The 17768-nt window shown below is 41.6% G+C and carries 16 protein-coding genes and 5 tRNA genes; 4 read left to right on the top strand and 17 right to left on the bottom strand.

Annotated elements, in window-relative coordinates; all coding sequences use genetic code 11:
- Nucleotides 1-4: 4 nt before the first annotated feature.
- The 13 genes from L1264_RS01905 to xerD form a co-directional block, all read right to left on the bottom strand.
- Nucleotides 5-1381 carry an SH3 domain-containing protein gene (locus L1264_RS01905; protein ID WP_199526261.1) on the bottom strand — a complete coding sequence of 459 codons (1377 nt, stop codon included), beginning with the start codon at nt 1379-1381 and terminating at the stop codon, nt 5-7.
- Between the two features lie 16 nt (nt 1382-1397).
- Nucleotides 1398-2708: a hypothetical protein gene (locus tag L1264_RS01900; RefSeq protein ID WP_199526262.1), complete on the bottom strand. Its 1311-nt coding sequence runs from the start codon at nt 2706-2708 to the stop codon at nt 1398-1400.
- A gap of 628 nt (nt 2709-3336) precedes the next feature.
- Nucleotides 3337-3413, bottom strand: a tRNA-Arg gene (locus tag L1264_RS01895).
- A 96-nt stretch (nt 3414-3509) separates the two neighbouring features.
- Nucleotides 3510-3586, bottom strand: a tRNA-Arg gene (locus L1264_RS01890).
- A gap of 120 nt (nt 3587-3706) precedes the next feature.
- Nucleotides 3707-3783 (bottom strand) — tRNA-Arg (locus tag L1264_RS01885).
- A 56-nt stretch (nt 3784-3839) separates the two neighbouring features.
- A tRNA-Arg gene (locus L1264_RS01880) sits at nt 3840-3916 on the bottom strand.
- A gap of 38 nt (nt 3917-3954) precedes the next feature.
- Nucleotides 3955-4047: transfer RNA gene (locus L1264_RS01875), tRNA-Ser, on the bottom strand.
- Between the two features lie 112 nt (nt 4048-4159).
- Complete coding sequence (locus L1264_RS01870) at nt 4160-4357, bottom strand: hypothetical protein (RefSeq protein WP_135925869.1); 198 nt, start codon at nt 4355-4357, stop codon at nt 4160-4162.
- 253 nt (nt 4358-4610) lie between these two features.
- Nucleotides 4611-6146 (bottom strand): lysine--tRNA ligase, encoded by a 1536-nt coding sequence (gene lysS, locus L1264_RS01865; protein WP_135925870.1) that lies wholly within the window; start codon nt 6144-6146, stop codon nt 4611-4613.
- Nucleotides 6147-6172: 26 nt separating this feature from the next.
- Nucleotides 6173-7271, bottom strand: a protein-coding gene (gene prfB / locus L1264_RS01860) for a peptide chain release factor 2 (protein WP_135925871.1) whose coding sequence is annotated in 2 segments (ribosomal slippage) — nt 6173-7195 and nt 7197-7271 — 1098 coding nt in all. Because the reading frame shifts where the segments join, the coding sequence is not laid out codon by codon here.
- A gap of 143 nt (nt 7272-7414) precedes the next feature.
- Nucleotides 7415-9136, bottom strand: coding sequence for a single-stranded-DNA-specific exonuclease RecJ (gene recJ / locus L1264_RS01855; protein ID WP_235403595.1), 1722 nt, complete (start codon nt 9134-9136; stop codon nt 7415-7417).
- 75 nt (nt 9137-9211) lie between these two features.
- The gene (gene dsbC, locus L1264_RS01850) at nt 9212-9946 is read right to left on the bottom strand and encodes a bifunctional protein-disulfide isomerase/oxidoreductase DsbC (RefSeq protein WP_138558617.1); all 735 of its coding nucleotides are present in this window, start codon (nt 9944-9946) and stop codon (nt 9212-9214) included.
- A gap of 59 nt (nt 9947-10005) precedes the next feature.
- On the bottom strand, nt 10006-10893 hold the full coding sequence (gene xerD / locus L1264_RS01845; protein WP_421968032.1) for a site-specific tyrosine recombinase XerD: 888 nt from the start codon (nt 10891-10893) through the stop codon (nt 10006-10008).
- 168 nt (nt 10894-11061) lie between these two features.
- Between xerD and fldB the strand changes: the two genes are divergently transcribed.
- Nucleotides 11062-11583: a flavodoxin FldB gene (gene fldB, locus L1264_RS01840; protein ID WP_199526265.1), complete on the top strand. Its 522-nt coding sequence runs from the start codon at nt 11062-11064 to the stop codon at nt 11581-11583.
- Between the two features lie 41 nt (nt 11584-11624).
- Here the strand turns inward: fldB and L1264_RS01835 are convergent, their stop codons facing one another.
- Nucleotides 11625-12053, bottom strand: coding sequence for a DUF2147 domain-containing protein (locus tag L1264_RS01835; protein WP_199526266.1), 429 nt, complete (start codon nt 12051-12053; stop codon nt 11625-11627).
- A gap of 103 nt (nt 12054-12156) precedes the next feature.
- Between L1264_RS01835 and L1264_RS01830 the strand changes: the two genes are divergently transcribed.
- A complete protein-coding gene (locus tag L1264_RS01830) occupies nt 12157-12588 on the top strand; it encodes a hypothetical protein (protein ID WP_135925877.1) in 432 nt (143 codons plus the stop codon).
- 29 nt (nt 12589-12617) lie between these two features.
- Here L1264_RS01830 and L1264_RS01825 read toward each other — a convergent pair whose 3' ends face one another.
- Entirely contained in the window at nt 12618-13316 is a 699-nt protein-coding gene (locus L1264_RS01825) for a tRNA1(Val) (adenine(37)-N6)-methyltransferase (protein ID WP_199526267.1), read from the bottom strand.
- 76 nt (nt 13317-13392) lie between these two features.
- Here L1264_RS01825 and srmB point away from each other — a divergent pair, with 76 nt between their 5' ends.
- Nucleotides 13393-14625 (top strand): ATP-dependent RNA helicase SrmB, encoded by a 1233-nt coding sequence (srmB, locus tag L1264_RS01820; RefSeq protein ID WP_199526268.1) that lies wholly within the window; start codon nt 13393-13395, stop codon nt 14623-14625.
- Nucleotides 14626-14821: 196 nt separating this feature from the next.
- Nucleotides 14822-15160, top strand: a complete 339-nt coding sequence (locus tag L1264_RS01815; RefSeq protein ID WP_199526269.1) for a BON domain-containing protein — start codon at nt 14822-14824, stop codon at nt 15158-15160.
- Between the two features lie 19 nt (nt 15161-15179).
- Here the strand turns inward: L1264_RS01815 and L1264_RS01810 are convergent, their stop codons facing one another.
- Nucleotides 15180-16112 (bottom strand): hypothetical protein, encoded by a 933-nt coding sequence (locus L1264_RS01810; protein WP_199526270.1) that lies wholly within the window; start codon nt 16110-16112, stop codon nt 15180-15182.
- A 50-nt stretch (nt 16113-16162) separates the two neighbouring features.
- Entirely contained in the window at nt 16163-17548 is a 1386-nt protein-coding gene (gene radA / locus L1264_RS01805) for a DNA repair protein RadA (RefSeq protein ID WP_199526271.1), read from the bottom strand.
- Nucleotides 17549-17768 lie beyond the last annotated feature (220 nt).

The raw sequence follows: 17768 nt of genomic DNA, 5'->3' as shown, positions 1-17768 counted from the left end.
GCCTCTATCGAATACGCTTAATGTTATAAACACGGTCTAGGTAACTTGTTTCTTGAGATAATCGCAGGGGTAACAAGGGGGTAACCGATACGCCATTAAGCGCACTGCTATAAAAGCTGCCATCGCCTTTGTTATAGCCTAAGCCTTTCACATCATGAATAACATACGGCTCGCCTTGGTGCTCTCCTAAATACATCATCACATGACCTGGAATATAAATAAGATCGCCAATCGCCATATTTTTAACCACCGGTAATTTTGCGTCTGCGGTCGTATTTTTATCAAAGCGATTATTTTGTCCGTATTCACTACTGCCTTGCTGGCCTGAATTACGTGGCATTAATAAGCCAAAACTTTTATAAATTTCGCCTACAAAGCCTGTACAGTCACGGCCATTGTAATCATGTCCCCAGCCATAACGTTCACCTAAAAACTTAAAACCTTGTTTTATTAGGTTTTGCTCGTTGTATTCTAAGTAACCTAAATTTACGTCGGCGGTTTTACTGATCATCGCCGGTTTTATAACAAGCTGGCCTTGCTCATTGCGGGTGGGCAGCTGAACAACATGGCTTGCATACGTGTTTTGACCATTGAGCAAATTAGGTACTTGTTCGTTATCAAGTAAAGGTAAACGCACACCCATATCTAGTTGGACTTCTGAGCTTGCAGTGTCGTTAGGCACATAGGCGGTATTTACTTTTGCGCCGGTTACAACCAAAAAGTTATCTTGCTCTCGATAAGCTTTAATTTCATCGGCGTCAGCAAAAGCGATATCTTCACTAGGAGCCCATGCTAAATAGTTGTAAGCACGAACTAAGAGCCATTTTTTATCTGCACTTTGATGCAATACAGCAACAGCTTCACCTGGGAACATGCCGCTTTCTTGAAAGCGATCTAAGTCTTGATCAAGACCACTATTTAATACTCGGTCCCAGGTTGGAAAAGTGCGCAGAGCAGTTCGCTTAACAACCATACCAAAACGAACCTTGTTACTACTGGCCACTTTATTAAGGTTTAGGTTAGCTTGATATTTGGCGAAGTCTTTGGCGGTTAACTGTCTACCATCAGTAAAAAAACGCGGGCTTTTAGGGATAGAGCTTGCAGAGTGAATCGCGCTTGTTAATTCCTCTTTACTCAATGTTGTTTGAAATGACAGTGGATCAACAATGTATTTATTTTCTTTAATCAGTTTTTCGTTAAAGGCTGTAATTTGCGCCTCTGTCATGATCATTTTTGCCGATGCACCTTTCGCTAACCAGTAATTGGGCGAAAGTTGCGACTGAGTAACCGCAATAACATCTGATTGCCAGCCCTCAGCATGAATAGGTGCACAAAAGGCTACACCTAAGCTAATTGATAACGCGATAATTGAACGACGCATAGCTGTTCCTTAATTCTTATTGAATGCGTGAATCTAATAATTTTGTAAACGCATGCTGCAACTTTTGCTGCATTTGCTTACCGACTTTTGGCAAATTGGCTTCGTCAGCTCCGCCTATTGACTGCTGCACGCTGAAAGTAAATTCACGGCCACCTTGATAATTTCCTAAACACACATGTGCAAGCATCACTGTTTCTGTGGTTGAGCGCGTTTCACTTGGACCCCAGCCTATTTTTTGCCAAACACGCCATTGTCCATTAGTTGCAGTGTCGAGCACCTCTTTTGCAGAGCGACTATCACTAGGGTCTATAACATTTGCCAATGCATTTGTAACAATGTGGCTTATACCCACCATCATACCGCCAACTTTAGCATGTTGATCGGTATGTCCTGTGCCGTTAAGTAGCACATCTACATCAATACTTTGTAAATTAGGCATTTGCGTAATTGGCTCACGTTGATGACTTACTAGTCGCTTTAACCATTCAGCTTGAGCAAGTGTGGTCATTGCTTTATTACCCGTTAAACCACAACTATCACAACGATACCCTAAATAACCGGGATCATCACTGCTTGCAGTGTAACGGTCTATCTTTGCATCAAACTCTTTATTTATCGGGTTATGCCAATAGTCGTCTGATGGGGCAAACTGCTCTGAGCCATATGCACCGTTAAACAACAAACGTTGATCCTGCAGTTTCAGCCAGCCCTCATTAAAAAGCCCACGTAAGTATTCTCGCCCTGCCACATTAACAAAATAACTGGCAATAGCATTTGAATTACCATCGGCTTTACCAAATGCTTCGTAGCTATTAATACTACTGATCAAATCAGCCAGTGCTGTATCTCCTGCAAACACAGTTGCACCTAGCTCAGGGTGAGCTTGCCTCACTCTTGATAACGCGCCAGTAAATGCTTGAATTTTTGATGAGCTCCAAGGTTCATATAGCTCATTGTGACTACCATCACTTAAATAACGGTAAGCAAGTTGCCCACTCTTAACCTGATAATCTATCAATAACAACTTGCCTGGTTGCAGAGGATCTGCAAAGTACAGCCAGTCAGCAGCCACGCGAGATTGCCAATTTGCTTGTTGATAATTCACCTGCGATGCTGTTTTATAGTCTTTTGCATCATCATCATTATTTAAACTTAAACAACCAGTATTTGTTAAATCAGCAGGAAGAATTGCAGGGGCTAGCATGACCCTATCAAAGTACTCTTCATCAGACAAAACAACCTTACTTGCACTCGTTTGGCAACCCGCTAGCAATAAAAAACCACATGATAAAGCTAGCCGCTTTTGAAATGCAGCTTTAGTATTCATAAACTAAAATTCCCATTAGTTATTATTTTTGGAATATTTTATTAAATCTAACACAATTTGACCGTGAAGCAAGTTAACTGGGATTTATTGCTAAATATCAAGAAAATATGAAAGTAAAAAGGTACAAAGTAAAACGAGCAAACTTACCATGCACTCTTTGCTAGTGTCATTTGAAGCTACTTATACCGATACACTTAATTAACTGGTCTATTGTTGTGAATTGCTATTAAACGCGGGATATAAAAAAATAATATGGCGGACGCGGGACGTATTTTGAAACAGTGAACCTTAGGCTGCGTGGTTCAAAGTTGCTCTAAGAGAAATGAACGCGATATAAAATTATTGCATCAAGTTTATATTGAGCATTCAAGCTTCTACGCGGATTGCAGGCACAAAAAAACCGACTTTCGTCGGTTTATGTCACTTTCAAGAAGAAAGTGGCGGACGCGGGACGTATTTTGAAACAGTGAACCTCCGGCTGCGTGGTTCAAAGTCGTTCTAAGAGAAATGAACGCAATAAAACGTTGTGTTTATTCGCAACTGAAGTCTCTCCTAAAACCAATCCTATGCGGATTGCAGGCACAAAAAAACCGACTTTCGTCGGTTTATGTCACTTTCAAGAAGAAAGTGGCGGACGCGGGAGGATTCGAACCTCCGACCGCCTGGTTCGTAGCCAGGTACTCTATCCAGCTGAGCTACGCGTCCGCAGTATGTTTTTGCATGTTTAAGTCGTGCATTGACTGTGTCTTAAAGACAAAAAAACCGACAGCTTGTCGGCTTATGTCACTTCCTAGAAGGAAGTGGCGGACGCGGGAGGATTCGAACCTCCGACCGCCTGGTTCGTAGCCAGGTACTCTATCCAGCTGAGCTACGCGTCCGCAAAGTTGCATTTTATAATCTTGCAATGATTTTTCAAATATGGCGGTTGCGGGACGTCTCTTGAAAGAGAGAACCTCCGACCAAATTTGTATATTTATACTCGATGTGAGTTTCAAATATGGCGGACGCGGGAGGATTCGAACCTCCGACCGCCTGGTTCGTAGCCAGGTACTCTATCCAGCTGAGCTACGCGTCCACACGCACATTTGAATATTGCTAATTTATTCTCTTAGCAAGAGTTAAAGTAAAAAGTGGCGGACGCGGGAGGATTCGAACCTCCGACCGCCTGGTTCGTAGCCAGGTACTCTATCCAGCTGAGCTACGCGTCCACACATATTACTTTCAAGACATGCCATTTTAGGAAAAATGGTGGAGAAGGAGGGATTCGAACCCTCGATAGAGCTACAAACCCTATACTCCCTTAGCAGGGGAGCGCCTTCGGCCACTCGGCCACCTCTCCGTCTTGTGGGGCGTATAATAAAGATTTCAGAAAATAAGTCAAACACTTTTCAAGGAATTTCGAGTAGATGGTTAGAGATTGTGCACAACTGACTCAAACTTCCTAAAATCGCTTAAGCTTTAGGCGTTTTTTCTTTATCAGCCAATAAATCGAGACCAGTTAAAGGAATATGCTCATCAGTTAATTCTGCTAGGTATTGGTCTTGGTATCCTAACTTTTGAAATTCAAAAATACATGCTCGGTAAAAGCTTTCACGTTGTTCATCACTTTTTGCTACATCTGTTGGTAACTGCGCTGGTTTTGTTGTCATTTTAATTAATTCCATTTAAGCAGTGAACGGATTTTATTTAGTACATTAACATTCTGACTAGAAAAATGACTTTATCAACCTTAGTTTGTATTAAAAACGAACAAAGCAATGATTACGTAGCAAACAAAAACAACAAATACACGATATATCAATAATTTAAATTAAAAATAAAAACGCTAGCGAAGAAAAAATCAGAAATTTCCTATAACAAAAACGCCGCTAAAAAGCGGCGTTTTCTAATCCTAAAAACTGATTAATCAGCTTGAGGACGCATATGCGGGAATAAAATCACGTCTTTAATTGTTGGTGAGTCAGTGAATAACATCACTAGACGGTCGATACCAATACCCTCACCTGCTGTTGGTGGTAAGCCGTACTCTAACGCGCGAATATAATCTTCATCGTAGTGCATTGCTTCATCATCACCTGCGTCTTTTTCTTCAACTTGACGAGAAAAACGCTCTGCTTGGTCTTGCGCATCATTAAGCTCAGAGAAACCATTCGCTAATTCACGGCCGCCTACGAAGAACTCGAAACGGTCAGTCACAAATGGGTTTTCGTCGTTACGACGTGCAAGTGGTGACACTTCCCATGGGTAAGCTGTGATGAAAGTAGGTTGAATTAACTTATGCTCTGCAGTCTCTTCGAAGATTTCACATAAGAACTTACCAGGGCCCCATACACAGTTTTCTGGGATCTTAACGTGTACTTGCTTAGCGTACGCTTTAAGCTCTTCAAAATGATTTTCAGGGTCATTAAATACCGCAGCATCAAAGTCTGGGTTGTACTTAAGGATAGCCTCGCTCATTGTTAAACGAGCAAAAGGTTGACCAAAATCGTACTCTACTGAATCTACCACTTCACCGTTTTCATTTTTAGTTGTGTTTACAACAATTGGTGAACCTAGTACATCTGTAGCAACAGTACGTAACATGTCTTCAGTGATGTTCATCAGGTCAATATAATCAGCGTATGCTTGGTAGAATTCGATCATTGTGAATTCTGGGTTATGACGTGTTGATAAACCTTCGTTACGGAAGTTACGGTTGATTTCAAATACACGCTCAAAACCACCTACCACTAAACGTTTTAGGTAAAGTTCAGGGGCAATACGTAAGTACATATCGATATCAAGTGCATTGTGATGTGTTACGAATGGACGAGCAGACGCACCACCAGGGATCACTTGTAGCATCGGTGTTTCAACTTCCATGAAGTCACGATCAGCTAAGAAACGACGGATACCTTCAACAACTTTTGAGCGAATACGGAAGGTTTCACGCGTCGCTTCATTGGTAATTAAATCAACATAACGTTGACGGTATTTAGTTTCTTGGTCAGATAAACCGTGGAATTTTTCTGGTAACGGACGTAATGACTTAGTTAGTAACTCGTACTCTGTCATTTCTACGTATAGGTCACCTTTACCTGATTTATTTAGTGCACCTTTAACACCGATGATGTCACCGATATCAAGTTGACCGTATTTTGCTTTTAATTCTTTTTGTACGTCTTTTGACGCGTACGCTTGAATTTGGCCTTTCATATCTTGTAACGCAAGGAAAGGACCACGTTTTGCAAGAATACGACCCGCTACTGATACAACGTGCTGCTCAGCAACTAATTCGTCTTTCGATTTATCACCAAACTCAGCTTGCAAATCAGCCGTGTAATGTTCACGACGGAATTGGTTTGGATGACCGTTGGCTGGGCAATTTTCGCGGATTGCGTCTAATTTGCCACGACGCTCAGCGATTAACTTATTTTCGTCTTGGATTTGATCAGTCATTTTTTAGCTCTTTTTTAGCTCGGTGGTTATAGGCCAGATTTAAGGCTGGCTTCAATAAATTTATCTAAGTCGCCGTCAAGAACCGCTTGAGTATTACGGTTTTCAACGCCAGTACGTAAATCTTTAATGCGCGAGTCATCAAGTACGTATGAACGAATTTGACTACCCCAGCCAATATCAGATTTAGCATCTTCTTGGCTTTGCTTCTCGGCATTTTGCTTTTGAATTTCAAGTTCAAACAACTTCGCTTTTAACTGCTTCATTGCTTGGTCTTTATTCTTATGCTGTGAACGCTCATTTTGGCACTGTACAACAGTGTTGGTTGGTATATGCGTAATACGAACCGCCGACTCTGTTGTATTTACGTGCTGACCACCCGCACCAGATGCGCGGTAAACGTCAATACGTAAGTCAGCCGGATTAATATCAATTTCGATATTATCGTCGATTTCTGGGTAAACGAATGCCGATGCAAACGAGGTATGACGACGACCACTTGAGTCGAATGGGCTCTTACGTACTAAACGGTGAACACCGGTTTCTGTACGTAACCAACCGTATGCATATTCGCCAACAAAGCGCACTGTTGCGCCTTTGATACCAGCCACATCACCATCAGTTGCTTCAACAAGTTCAACTTTAAAGCCTTTTGCTTCCCCCCAACGTAAGTACATGCGCAACAACATGTTACACCAGTCTTGCGCTTCAGTACCGCCAGAACCTGATTGTAAATCAAGGTACGCATCGTTTTGGTCATGGTCACCCGAGAACATACGACGGAATTCTAGCTTTTCAAGCTGTGCGTTTAAATCGGCTAATTCAGTTTCTGCTTCGGCAAAGGTTTCTTCGTCTTCTGCTTCAACAGCAAGCTCAACTAAGCCTTCAACATCTTCGGTACCGGCCACTAAATTATCAATGGTCTCAACGATAGCTTCGAGTGCCGACTTTTCACGGCCTAGGGCTTGAGCTCGCTCTGGCTCATTCCACACTGCTGAATCTTCAAGTTCTGCGTTAACTTCTTCTAACCGCTCTTTCTTAAGAGGGTAGTCAAAGATACCCCCGAAGCAGTTCAGTACGTTCGCGAATTTCCTTGATTTGATTAATCACAGGATTCACTTCAAACATGTACATTACTCCAAAATGGCTGATTTACCGCGCACCGCTTTCGACAATAATTACGGTAAATTATCTACAAATATTAAAAACGCCCGATTTTAACAAAAAACCGAGCGTTTTATTAGCCTTTTATGTCGATTATAACGATATTTTTATGTGGTTTTTTGTAGCTCTCGGATAATTAGTTGTAACGAGAATTTGCCACGAAATTCATTTATATCGAGTTGGTATGCCGCTTTTACATAGCGTACTTCGGTGTCGGGCCAGGCACGCACGTCAACAGCAAATGCTATTGCGTCAACTAACCTTCCAGATTGATGTTTTAAAACTAGTTTTAAGTGTTTTTCACCAACAATACGCTGCTGCACCACTTCGAATACATGTTCAAACACTGGCTCTGGAAATTGTTGTCCCCAAGGCCCTGCATTTTTTAACAGGTTGGCAAACTCCATCGAGAAGCAATCATTTGGCAGTTCACCATCGGTAAGTAAAATACTTTGCTTATGCTCTTCACTGAGTGTTTGTGCCACCATGTGTTCAAACACTGTTTTAAATTCATTAAAACATTGCTCGTTAATACTTAAACCTGCCGCCATAGCATGACCACCAAACTTGCTGATAAGATGGGGGTGTAAGGTATTTATGCGCTCAAGTAAATCACGCATATGCAGCCCTTCAATGGAGCGGCAAGAGCCTTTAATTTCACCGTTATAGCCGGCTGCAAAAATAATCGTAGGACGGTGATACTTTTCTTTTAAGCGACCAGCCAAAATGCCAATAACACCTTGGTGCCAATCAGCTTGATACAAACAAATGGCATCAGGCACTGAATCTGTTTTAAAGGCTAAACGGTCAAGCACAGCTTGCGCTTCAGTTTGCATGCCCTGCTCTATTTCACGGCGCTCATGATTGAGGCTGTCGAGCTCGCTGGCAATGCGGCGGGCTTGATTAATATCGCTCGATAATAAACAGGCTATACCTAAACTCATATCATCTAAGCGCCCTGCTGCATTTAAGCGTGGCGCCAATGAAAAGCCAAAGTCACTGGCACTTAAGCGCGCTGCATTACGATTTGCCACTTCAATGAGAGCACTAATACCAGGGCGTGTTTTACCGCTACGAATACGAGCTAAACCTTGATGCACTAATGTACGGTTATTGGCATCAAGGGCGACCACATCGGCAACAGTTCCAAGGGCAACAATATCAAGTAATTCGGCCAAATTTGGCATTGGCTGATGTTGAAAATACCCTTGATCACGTAAGTGACTACGTAAAGCGATAAGCAGATAAAAAGCCACCCCAACGCCTGCTATTGATTTCGATGGAAATTGGCAGTCATGACGATTCGGGTTCACAATGGCATCGGCATTAGGTAATGCCTCGCCCTGCAAGTGGTGATCTGTCACCAGCACCTTAATACCCGCATGCTTTACAATTGCAATGCCATCTATGCATGAAATACCGTTATCAACGGTAATCACAAGCTCAGGCTGCATGGCCACAATTTGCTCTGCAAGCGCAGGACTTAGGCCATACCCTAAACTGAATCTATCTGGCACTAAGTAATCAAGGTTTTTCAAACCAAACATGGCAAGACCTTGCATCAAGGTTGCTGTACTGGTTGCACCGTCAGCATCAAAATCTCCCACGATTAACACGCGGCTTTGTGCTTTTAATGCGTCTTGCAACAACAACACGGCTTTGTCGATGTCTTTAAACAACCGAAAGTCATGTAACGTTGCTGCACTGTTATCTAACTCTATTGCGTCTTGCACCTGTCTTGATGCGTAAATTTGTTTAATGACTGGATGTAAATGATTTGGCAGGTGTGAGTCATCAACGCGAGGACGAACTTGAATTATTTTTTCCATGTTGGAAAGTGTACTTCTTAACTTAAGGCGAATAAAAAAGGCCTACGACAAATAGGCCTTTTCGTTTAAAAATAGTTATGACGATGTTTTTGGTAAAGCATCAAGTGCTTGGCTGATTTGCGCAGCTGATTGATAACCTGGGATCATCGTACCATCTTCTAAAATAATTGCCGGTGTACCTGACATACCAAAGCTTTGACCAAGTTGGTAATGCTCTGCAATCGGGGCGTTACAACCTGGGACTGCAGCTACTTCTGCGCCCGCTTTAGCTTCTGTTAACGCTTCTGCTGGGTCTTTAGCACACCACACATTCATTAAGTCTTGATAACCTTTGCCCGCTAAACCGCCTCTTGGAAAAGCTAAATACTTAACAGTAATACCCGCCTCTAAAAAGTCGTCTAATTCGCGGTGTAATTTACGACAATACCCGCAAGTGATATCTGTAAATACTGTGATTGAATGCTTTTCGTTTTTTGCTTTGTAAACAATCATCGAGTCTTCGTACTCTGCAACGCCTTGTTTACGCACATCACTTAACGCATGCTCGGTTAGATTTACACGGTTGTTTAGGTCAATCAACGTACCTTGCATTAAGAATTGGCCATCAGGGCTTGCGTATAACACGCCTTTATCAGTAATTAGCTCTTTAAGACCAGCCACAGGGCTTGGGTTAACTTGCTTAACCTTTACACCTAACTCGGCAAATTTTGAAACAATTGGTGCGTCAGCGGCTTCTGTCGTCGATACGCCATTTGCAAAAACATTTAAGCTTGTGCCAAATAGTGCCGTGGCTAAAACTAACTTTTTCATAACTATCCTATATCCTGAACATTTTTTACATAGACCGGTACATCTTAAAAAAAGTTGCACTATGCACGAGGGTGATGCTGCTCGTGTACCGACTTTAATCTTTCATTCGCTACATGCGTATAAATTTGTGTTGTTGATAAGTCACTATGACCTAACATCATTTGCACAACACGAAGGTCTGCCCCATGATTCAAAAGGTGCGTCGCAAAAGCATGTCTGAGCGTATGCGGTGATAATGGTGACTCTATTGCTGCCAAAATAGCATAGTGTTTGATGCGATGCCAAAAAGTTTGTCGGGTCATGCCAATGCCCCGCTTAGACGGAAACACAAAGTCGGTAGCGTGTTTAATCATCTGCGAGCGCCCTACTTTTAAAAACTGTTCAAGCCAGTACATTGCTTCTTCACCCAAAGGGACTAATCGTTCTTTATTACCTTTACCTTTTACGAATACGACTGCTTGGCGCAGGTTTATTTGCTCCATTCTTAGCCCTACCAGCTCAGTAACACGCAGCCCGGTGGCATACAACAGTTCAAGCATGGCTTTATCGCGAAGCCCCATTGGATCTTCAATATTAGGAGCTGCAAGCAATGCTTCTACTTCGGCTTCAGAGAGAGTTTTTGGTAACGATTGCCCCGCCTTAGGTTGCGCAATATTAACCATTGGTGAGTCGGGGATTGCTTTTTCGCGCACAAAATACTGATAAAAACGCTTGAGCGCACTGATACTTCGAGCCGTGCTGCGCGACTTTAGTCCTAAATCGACACGGTATGCTAAATAAGCTTCTATATCTTCTGCTGTTACTGCAAGTAAGTCTGTGTCTTTAATAAATTGGCAAAACTTATCGAGGTCACTTCGATAAGCGGCAAGAGTATTCTCACTGACTCCTTGTTCTAAATACAAGGTATCTAAAAAAACCTCTAAATGCTCTGCATTTTGTTCCGTCATGACACCTGCTTGTGCTTGTGAAGTATTATCCGCCACGGTTACTCTCATCCTTATCAAGGTATCAATTAAATAGGCCTTACGGTAAAATATTACCAAACTACATGAAGGTAGATACTTCAAGCGGCTTGAGTAGCTATCATATCAGGCAAACACACGGTGATAAATACGATGCAGATTGGTTTATTTTATGGTTCAACTACCTGCTATACAGAAATAGCGGCAGAGAAAATTCGCGATATTATTGGGCAAGACGTTGTGAGCTTGCATAACATCAAAGATGAACCATTAAAAAATGCAGAACAATTCGATTTCGTTATCTTCGGCATTTCTACATGGGATTTTGGTGAGCTTCAAGAAGACTGGGAGTCTATCTGGGATGATATCAAAGATGTTAATCTAAATGGCAAAACAGTGGCTATGTTTGGCATGGGTGATCAACAAGGTTATGGTCAATGGTTCCAAGATGCTCTTGGCATGCTGCACGATGAAATTTGTGATCAAAGCATCACCTTATTAGGAAAGTGGCCAAACGATGACAGTTACGAGTTTGAAGCATCAAAAGCGCTGACTGAAGATGGCAAACAATTTGTTGGCTTAGCCCTTGATGAAGACAGTCAATACGAACTCAGCGATGAGCGTATTGCCAACTGGGTTGAGCAAATAATGACTGAATACAGCGAAAGTTTGTAAAAGTCACTTGTAAGGAAAAGCCAAGCAATGCTTGGCTTTTTTTATTCAACGCGTTGCCAATATTGATTACGATAGAAAAAAGCAATATAACCACGCACTTCAAGCACCTTACCTTGTTGTTGTGGTGTCAATTTTAAGGTGTAGGTTTTGCCATTATTAGGGTCAAGAATTTCACCATCTTGCCAACTTCCATCTCCGGCATCCTTTGCGCCTTCGATAATCTGCAACCCCAAAATAGGCTGATTTTTCTTATCACCTTTACATTTTTCACAACGTGCATCTTGCTTAGCTGGATTCAATATTTTTTCAACATTGCCAACCAGCACGCCGTTTTGTTCACTAATACGCACGAGTGATTTTGCTTCATTCGTTTCTTCATCAATTGTTTTCCAAAGCCCTACCGGGCTGATTGTTGCAGCGCATAGTTGAGAAAATAACATCGCACCTAGTACAAACGCTAAACGGAACATAGATCACCTACTTTATTAAGAATTTATTACTACAATTAATTTTTTTAGACGCATCATTTTGTTATGCTTGAGGTGGATGGATAACCAATTGAAAGGATACACAATGAAACAATTCACTTTAGTGACTGGTGATGTTATTCAATATGACAATCATCAAATTAACCCACTTCACGCCAAAGGCGAAATTACAGTAAATAGCCTTAACGAACAAGTATTTATACCACAAAGCGTGAAAACAGCGAATGAACTAGGCAAACTTAAAGATAACCTATTTAACATCGAAAAATTATTACACTCTGGTTATGCCGATCCCTATCCCAGCATTCGTGTATTAATTGAAACCACGCAACCACTGCCTGACATAACGGGACTGAACATCAAACGGCAATTTAATATCATCAACTTTTGTAGTGCTGATATTGATAAACAACACTGTAAAAGAGTACTAGATGCTTTACTTAAACTTGAATATGTTCAGCAAATTCAACTTGATGAGGTAATACAGTTACGTCCACCTGCGATCCCCGAACAGTAATTAGAATCGCCAAAAATCTTATATTAGCGTTACATTTTCAAATAAAAGGCTTTGCAAAGCCTTTGATAATCGGCGCTGTAACTACCATCCTGAGCATGAATAACCAACTGCGATTTTTTGCACTCTATAGCCTGTTGGCTAAATAACATTAAGCAACGGCTCGGCGCTTTTTTGGGTGTTGTTTGAATCAAACATTGTTGATTTAAATGCCAACCTAATTGCTTTGCAATAGCAATAAATTGCTCAGCTTCCGGACAAGGCAAAATAACATTCAACAACGTTTTGTCATGACTAAGCCTGCTACATGCAGCTATTAATTCGTTAAAACTAAGGCCATCAGTATGACGTGCAGCATTACGTGGCGCATTCTCTCCTTTGAGGCTGGCGTTAAAATATGGCGGGTTAGTGATGATAACATCAACGGGCTCTGGTGATTCAAATGACTGCACGGCACCTTGATAAAGGCGGATATCTGACCACGGGCTATTGGTAAAATTAGCGCGGGCGTCGATACAAGCATCATGATCAATCTCGATCGCCATCACTGTTGCTTGTGGCGCTCGCTGTTTTGCCATTAAGGCCAGCAGCCCTGTTCCAGTCCCTATGTCTAATATACGTGTGGCGTTAGTAAGAGTGGCCCATGCACCTAACAAAATGCCATCCGTTGACACCTTCATTGCAGCACGAGTTTGCTCCACCGAAAATTGTTTAAACACAAAGCCTGACATTTTTTCACCTTTTCATTCACCACAGCCGCGTTAACGCGTATAATTAGGCCTAATTGTCCTCTATTTACGTCACTCTATGCAATTTTCTGAATTTGATATCGATAACAAGCTGTTAAATGCCATTAATAAAATGGGTTTTCATACACCAACCAGTATTCAACAACAAGCGATCCCTGAAGCGCTAAGAGGCCGCGATATTTTAGCATCTGCGCCAACTGGTACTGGTAAAACAGCCGCTTTTTTGATCCCTGCAATTCAATACTTGCTTGATTTCCCTCGTCGCGATCCTGGCTTTGCTCGCGTGCTGATCATGACACCGACTCGTGAATTGGCTTATCAAATTCATGAACAATGTGAATTACTTGCTGCGCAAACACACCTCAAAATTGGTGTAGTAACCGGCGGTATTAACTACGGGACACATAAAGAAATTTTCGAGAGTAATAACGATATTCTCATTGCCACGCCAGGGCGCTTAATGGAATACCTCGAAACTGAGAATTTCCATGCTGAGAATGTTGAACTGCTTATTCTTGATGAAGCTGATCGCATGCTAGACATGGGTTTTCGTAAAGAAATGCTGCGAATTTGTGACGAAGCACGTAATCGTCGCCAATGTTTCTTATTCTCAGCAACACTTGAAGGCGACAGCGTTGAGTTATTTGCAGAACGAATTTTAAATGACCCTGCACTACTTGAAGCAGAGTCAACCCGAAAAGAGAAAGCTAAAATTCATCAGTGGGTTCACCTAGCTGATGACTATAACCATAAGCTAAAAATGTTGGTCGAGATCCTAAACGGTGAAGACATACATAAAGCAATCGTGTTTGTTAAAACCCGTGAACGCTTAGAAACCTTGATTGGTGAGCTTAACAACGAAGGGTTACGCGTTGCATGGCTACGTGGTGAAATGCCACAAGACAAACGCATGAAAGCGATGGAGAACTTTCACTCTGGTCGCAATAATATCTTAGTGGCAACCGATGTTGCTGCACGTGGCATTGATGTCGCCGATATTAGTCATGTTATTAACTTTGATATGCCGCGTACTGCTGATATCTATGTACACCGCATTGGCCGTACTGGCCGTGCTGGCAAAAAAGGGATTGCGATTTCATTTATCGAAGCTCACGATGTGGCTATTCTAGGCAAGGTTGAACGCTACATTGAGCAAAAGCTTAAACGTCGCGTAATTAAAGGAATTGAGCCTCAACACAAAGAAGCAAAGATCCCATCTAAAAAGAAAAAAGATCCTGCAAAGATCAAAGCTAAGAAAAAAGCCAAAGCAAAAGTAAAAAAGAAAAAATAGCTTAATATCTTTACTTGAAAATGCCGAGCTCGTCTCGGCATTTTGCTCTCTGCCGCATGTACTTTTTTACTAACCACTGTGTAATTAGTTCATACCTTTTAACCTATCAAGCATAAAATCACTTTATAATCAGAAACTTAAAATTGGAATGATAATTGTAACTGGTTCTGCAACAGAGTCTTCGCGAGGGAATCGTATGAACCGCTTTAAATTAACCGTAGTACTGATCTCATTAAGTTGTTTATTTTTACTAGCTTGTGCGACAAAGGTGAGTGCAAATACCAGTGTTTTAACATCAAGCACATCAGCACAACCTAGATTGCAACAATATGCTTTGCAGAAACTAACCAGCAACCCTAACTTTACTATTTCTAATCTACAGGTGATTGTAGAGGGTGATACGGTTGAGCTTATCGGCTCTACCAAGACAGGATTTCAACGTGCTTTAGCACAAAAGTTTTTGGAGCATAACCGAGGCATCCGAAAAGTTAAAAACAACCTTAAAGTAAGCTCACAAGACGGAGCAACACTTTAAGGTTGTCTGCACCTTAGCCTTATTTACCGCTTGCTTGAAGGTTAATAAATTTGGCAAGTTCTTCAGGTTGTCCCATTAGCGCCATAATTTGCTGATTGATTTGCATCATAGACTGACCTTCTGGCAAGTTTGCCGAAACCGATAATGATGATAAGCCTTGAGCAAAATTAGTAATAGCAGTCTCTAAGTCAGTGCTAACCGGCGCTTGTTGTAACTGCATAGCAACAACCTGCTGGAACTGTTCATGAGTCATACCTTGCGCTTGCAAGAAGCTCTCTACAACCGCTTTTAACTCTCCTTCATCTGCAACTGACAGTGAAATACTTCGTGGCTCTAACTGGCTCATGGCCGCCATCATTTTTGATTGCTGTTGCAGTTGCTGCTCTAATGTGAGCTGGCCATTTTGTGTTGAGTTTTGCATCTTGCTGATAGCCAATGACGCTTCCATTAAAGGAGTTGATTTCGCCAACCCTAAATTAAAGTGAACATCGGCCACTTCATTTGCAGTCACGTTAACTGCAAACGCACTATCACCAGAGTCTTTATTGTAATCTAGCGAAGACTTAACGTTATAGCTTGTAGACGCTAATTTGTTGTTGGCGTTTTGCGGTAACTGAGCGAGGAAATCATCACTGAATCGAAAGTTTGTCATCACAAACCCGGTATGAGGTGGAATGCTGTCTTGCTCATAACCTGATACTTCAATCGTATCTATGGTTGCAATAGCTTCATTGCTATCAAGGCTTTGTACTTTGATACCCGAAAGCTCCATGCTGCTATCAAAAACACTCGCTGAAATATCGCTATAAGTAATATCTACACCACTTTGTGTTGATAAAGCACTCAGCTGCTGATCAACCACTGTTTTCACTTCCTGTGTCACAGCATAGTTTGCGTAAGCTACGCCACCGACTGCCGCAGCAACAACCGCCGCAATAATTAACTTCTTCATTTTATTTCCTTTAATTGGTGTAAATTTTTTATCAGTGTATCAAATTGTGTTTAGTTAATTAACGACAGTAATTCATGCACAGTTTTCACTGGGGTAATTTTTGCGCCTAAGCCTTCCATTGATTTATGGTAATTACGATAAGGAATAAAGATTTCAGTAAAGCCATGTTGCGCCGCTTCTTTAACTCGAGGTACGCCACTGTCTATTGGTCTTACATCACCATTTAAACTTAACTCGCCCATAATACAAGTAGTCCGTGGCACCACAAACTCATTCAAACTACTTAAAAGTGCTGTAACTAACGCTAAATCAATGCAGGTTTCTGACTCATCAATTTTTAAACCACCAACTATATTAAAAAACGTATCATGGAAGATTTTAGTTTTAGTGTGTTTTCGTAAAATCCCCGTGAGCATCTTGATACGATTCATGTTTAAACCAACACACACTCGTTGAGGGAATTCAGCTTCGGTTTCTGTGGTTAGACATTGAATTTCGAGTAGTAAGTTACGATTGCCTTTACGAATACAAGTAATCGCAGAGCCCGGCGACTCAGTCGTTGAGCCTGATAGGAAGATTTCGCTCGGGTTATCAACGCTCAGCATACCTCGCTCACACATTCTAAAAATGCCCACAGTGTCGATATCGCCAAAACGGTTTTTATTGGCACGTAATGTCCTTACTTGCCCATCATTGGTGTCAATGTGTAATAACGCATCGACAATGTGTACTAAGGTTTGTGGCCCAGCAATTTCGTTATTTTTGTTTACGTGAGCGATAATAAACATGGTCACATCATTTTGCTTACAATATTGCGTGAGCGCCTGAGCCGCACTTTTCACTTGTGAGGGTGACCCTGGAGTACCATTTGCCGTTTCTGTTACAACAGCCTGAATTGAGTCGATAACAGCAAACTTTATTTTATGTTTATCAAGTTCTTCAATGATTGCTTCAACGCTGGTTTCAGATAGTAAGTACAGCTCATCTTCGTTGTAATCTAGACGTAAGCGGTTAACCCGATTTTTAAACTGTGATAATGACTCTTCTGCTGTACAGTATAAAGACGGCATTACTTTTGACATACGTGCAACTAAATCTGACAACAAGGTGGTTTTACCTGCCCCTGGATCCCCAGAAATAATATTCACTGAGCCTGTGGTCACGCCGCCACTTAATACCCTGTCTAATTCACCAATTTCTGTGAGGCGCTTTTCAGCTTCAGTGGTTGCAACTTCATTTATTTTTTTTGAACCGCCGCCCACATTACCGGCATAGCCTGCAATTGCAGCTCGACTTGCTGCTTGCTTTGACTGCCCTGCTGACGGTTTAAACTCTGCAAGGGTATTCCATGCACCACATTTACACTGCCCTTGCCAGCGCTGATAATTCATGCCGCACTCAGTGCAGACAAATTCGATTTTTGCTGATTTTGCCATTCGGCCTTACCTGTTTGGATAGCTGGTATTTACTGAACCACTATTTTCAAGCATCTAGTAGACAAAGTAAAACTGACTACTAAGGTAATTGATGTATAGTAGATTTAAAAACATCGAAGATAATACATGGTAACTTGCTCCCTATCGACCTTCTTATATGTTAACTGTTGACTAAAGAACAAGTTAAGGGCACAGTTTTTGCTTAATAATAAATACCAGA

Origin of the sequence: Pseudoalteromonas sp. APAL1 (assembly GCF_021532475.1) — a bacterium.
GTDB classification, from domain to species: Bacteria; Pseudomonadota; Gammaproteobacteria; order Enterobacterales; family Alteromonadaceae; genus Pseudoalteromonas; species Pseudoalteromonas lipolytica_C.
The sequence above is the reverse complement of the archived record's forward strand: the minus strand, read 5'-3'. Positions and strand labels throughout refer to the sequence as shown.

Bases quoted from the DNA above. Each gene is read 5' to 3' on its own strand.
- L1264_RS01905 (WP_199526261.1), bottom strand. From the start codon at position 1,381: ATGCGTCGTTCAATTATCGCGTTATCAATTAGCTTAGGTGTAGCCTTT.
- L1264_RS01900 (WP_199526262.1), bottom strand. From the start codon at position 2,708: ATGAATACTAAAGCTGCATTTCAAAAGCGGCTAGCTTTATCATGTGGT.
- L1264_RS01870 (WP_135925869.1), bottom strand. From the start codon at position 4,357: ATGACAACAAAACCAGCGCAGTTACCAACAGATGTAGCAAAAAGTGAT.
- lysS (WP_135925870.1), bottom strand. From the start codon at position 6,146: ATGACTGATCAAATCCAAGACGAAAATAAGTTAATCGCTGAGCGTCGT.
- recJ (WP_235403595.1), bottom strand. From the start codon at position 9,136: ATGGAAAAAATAATTCAAGTTCGTCCTCGCGTTGATGACTCACACCTG.
- dsbC (WP_138558617.1), bottom strand. From the start codon at position 9,946: ATGAAAAAGTTAGTTTTAGCCACGGCACTATTTGGCACAAGCTTAAAT.
- xerD (WP_421968032.1), bottom strand. From the start codon at position 10,893: ATGACGGAACAAAATGCAGAGCATTTAGAGGTTTTTTTAGATACCTTG.
- fldB (WP_199526265.1), top strand. From the start codon at position 11,062: ATGCAGATTGGTTTATTTTATGGTTCAACTACCTGCTATACAGAAATA.
- L1264_RS01835 (WP_199526266.1), bottom strand. From the start codon at position 12,053: ATGTTCCGTTTAGCGTTTGTACTAGGTGCGATGTTATTTTCTCAACTA.
- L1264_RS01830 (WP_135925877.1), top strand. From the start codon at position 12,157: ATGAAACAATTCACTTTAGTGACTGGTGATGTTATTCAATATGACAAT.
- L1264_RS01825 (WP_199526267.1), bottom strand. From the start codon at position 13,316: ATGTCAGGCTTTGTGTTTAAACAATTTTCGGTGGAGCAAACTCGTGCT.
- srmB (WP_199526268.1), top strand. From the start codon at position 13,393: ATGCAATTTTCTGAATTTGATATCGATAACAAGCTGTTAAATGCCATT.
- L1264_RS01815 (WP_199526269.1), top strand. From the start codon at position 14,822: ATGAACCGCTTTAAATTAACCGTAGTACTGATCTCATTAAGTTGTTTA.
- L1264_RS01810 (WP_199526270.1), bottom strand. From the start codon at position 16,112: ATGAAGAAGTTAATTATTGCGGCGGTTGTTGCTGCGGCAGTCGGTGGC.
- radA (WP_199526271.1), bottom strand. From the start codon at position 17,548: ATGGCAAAATCAGCAAAAATCGAATTTGTCTGCACTGAGTGCGGCATG.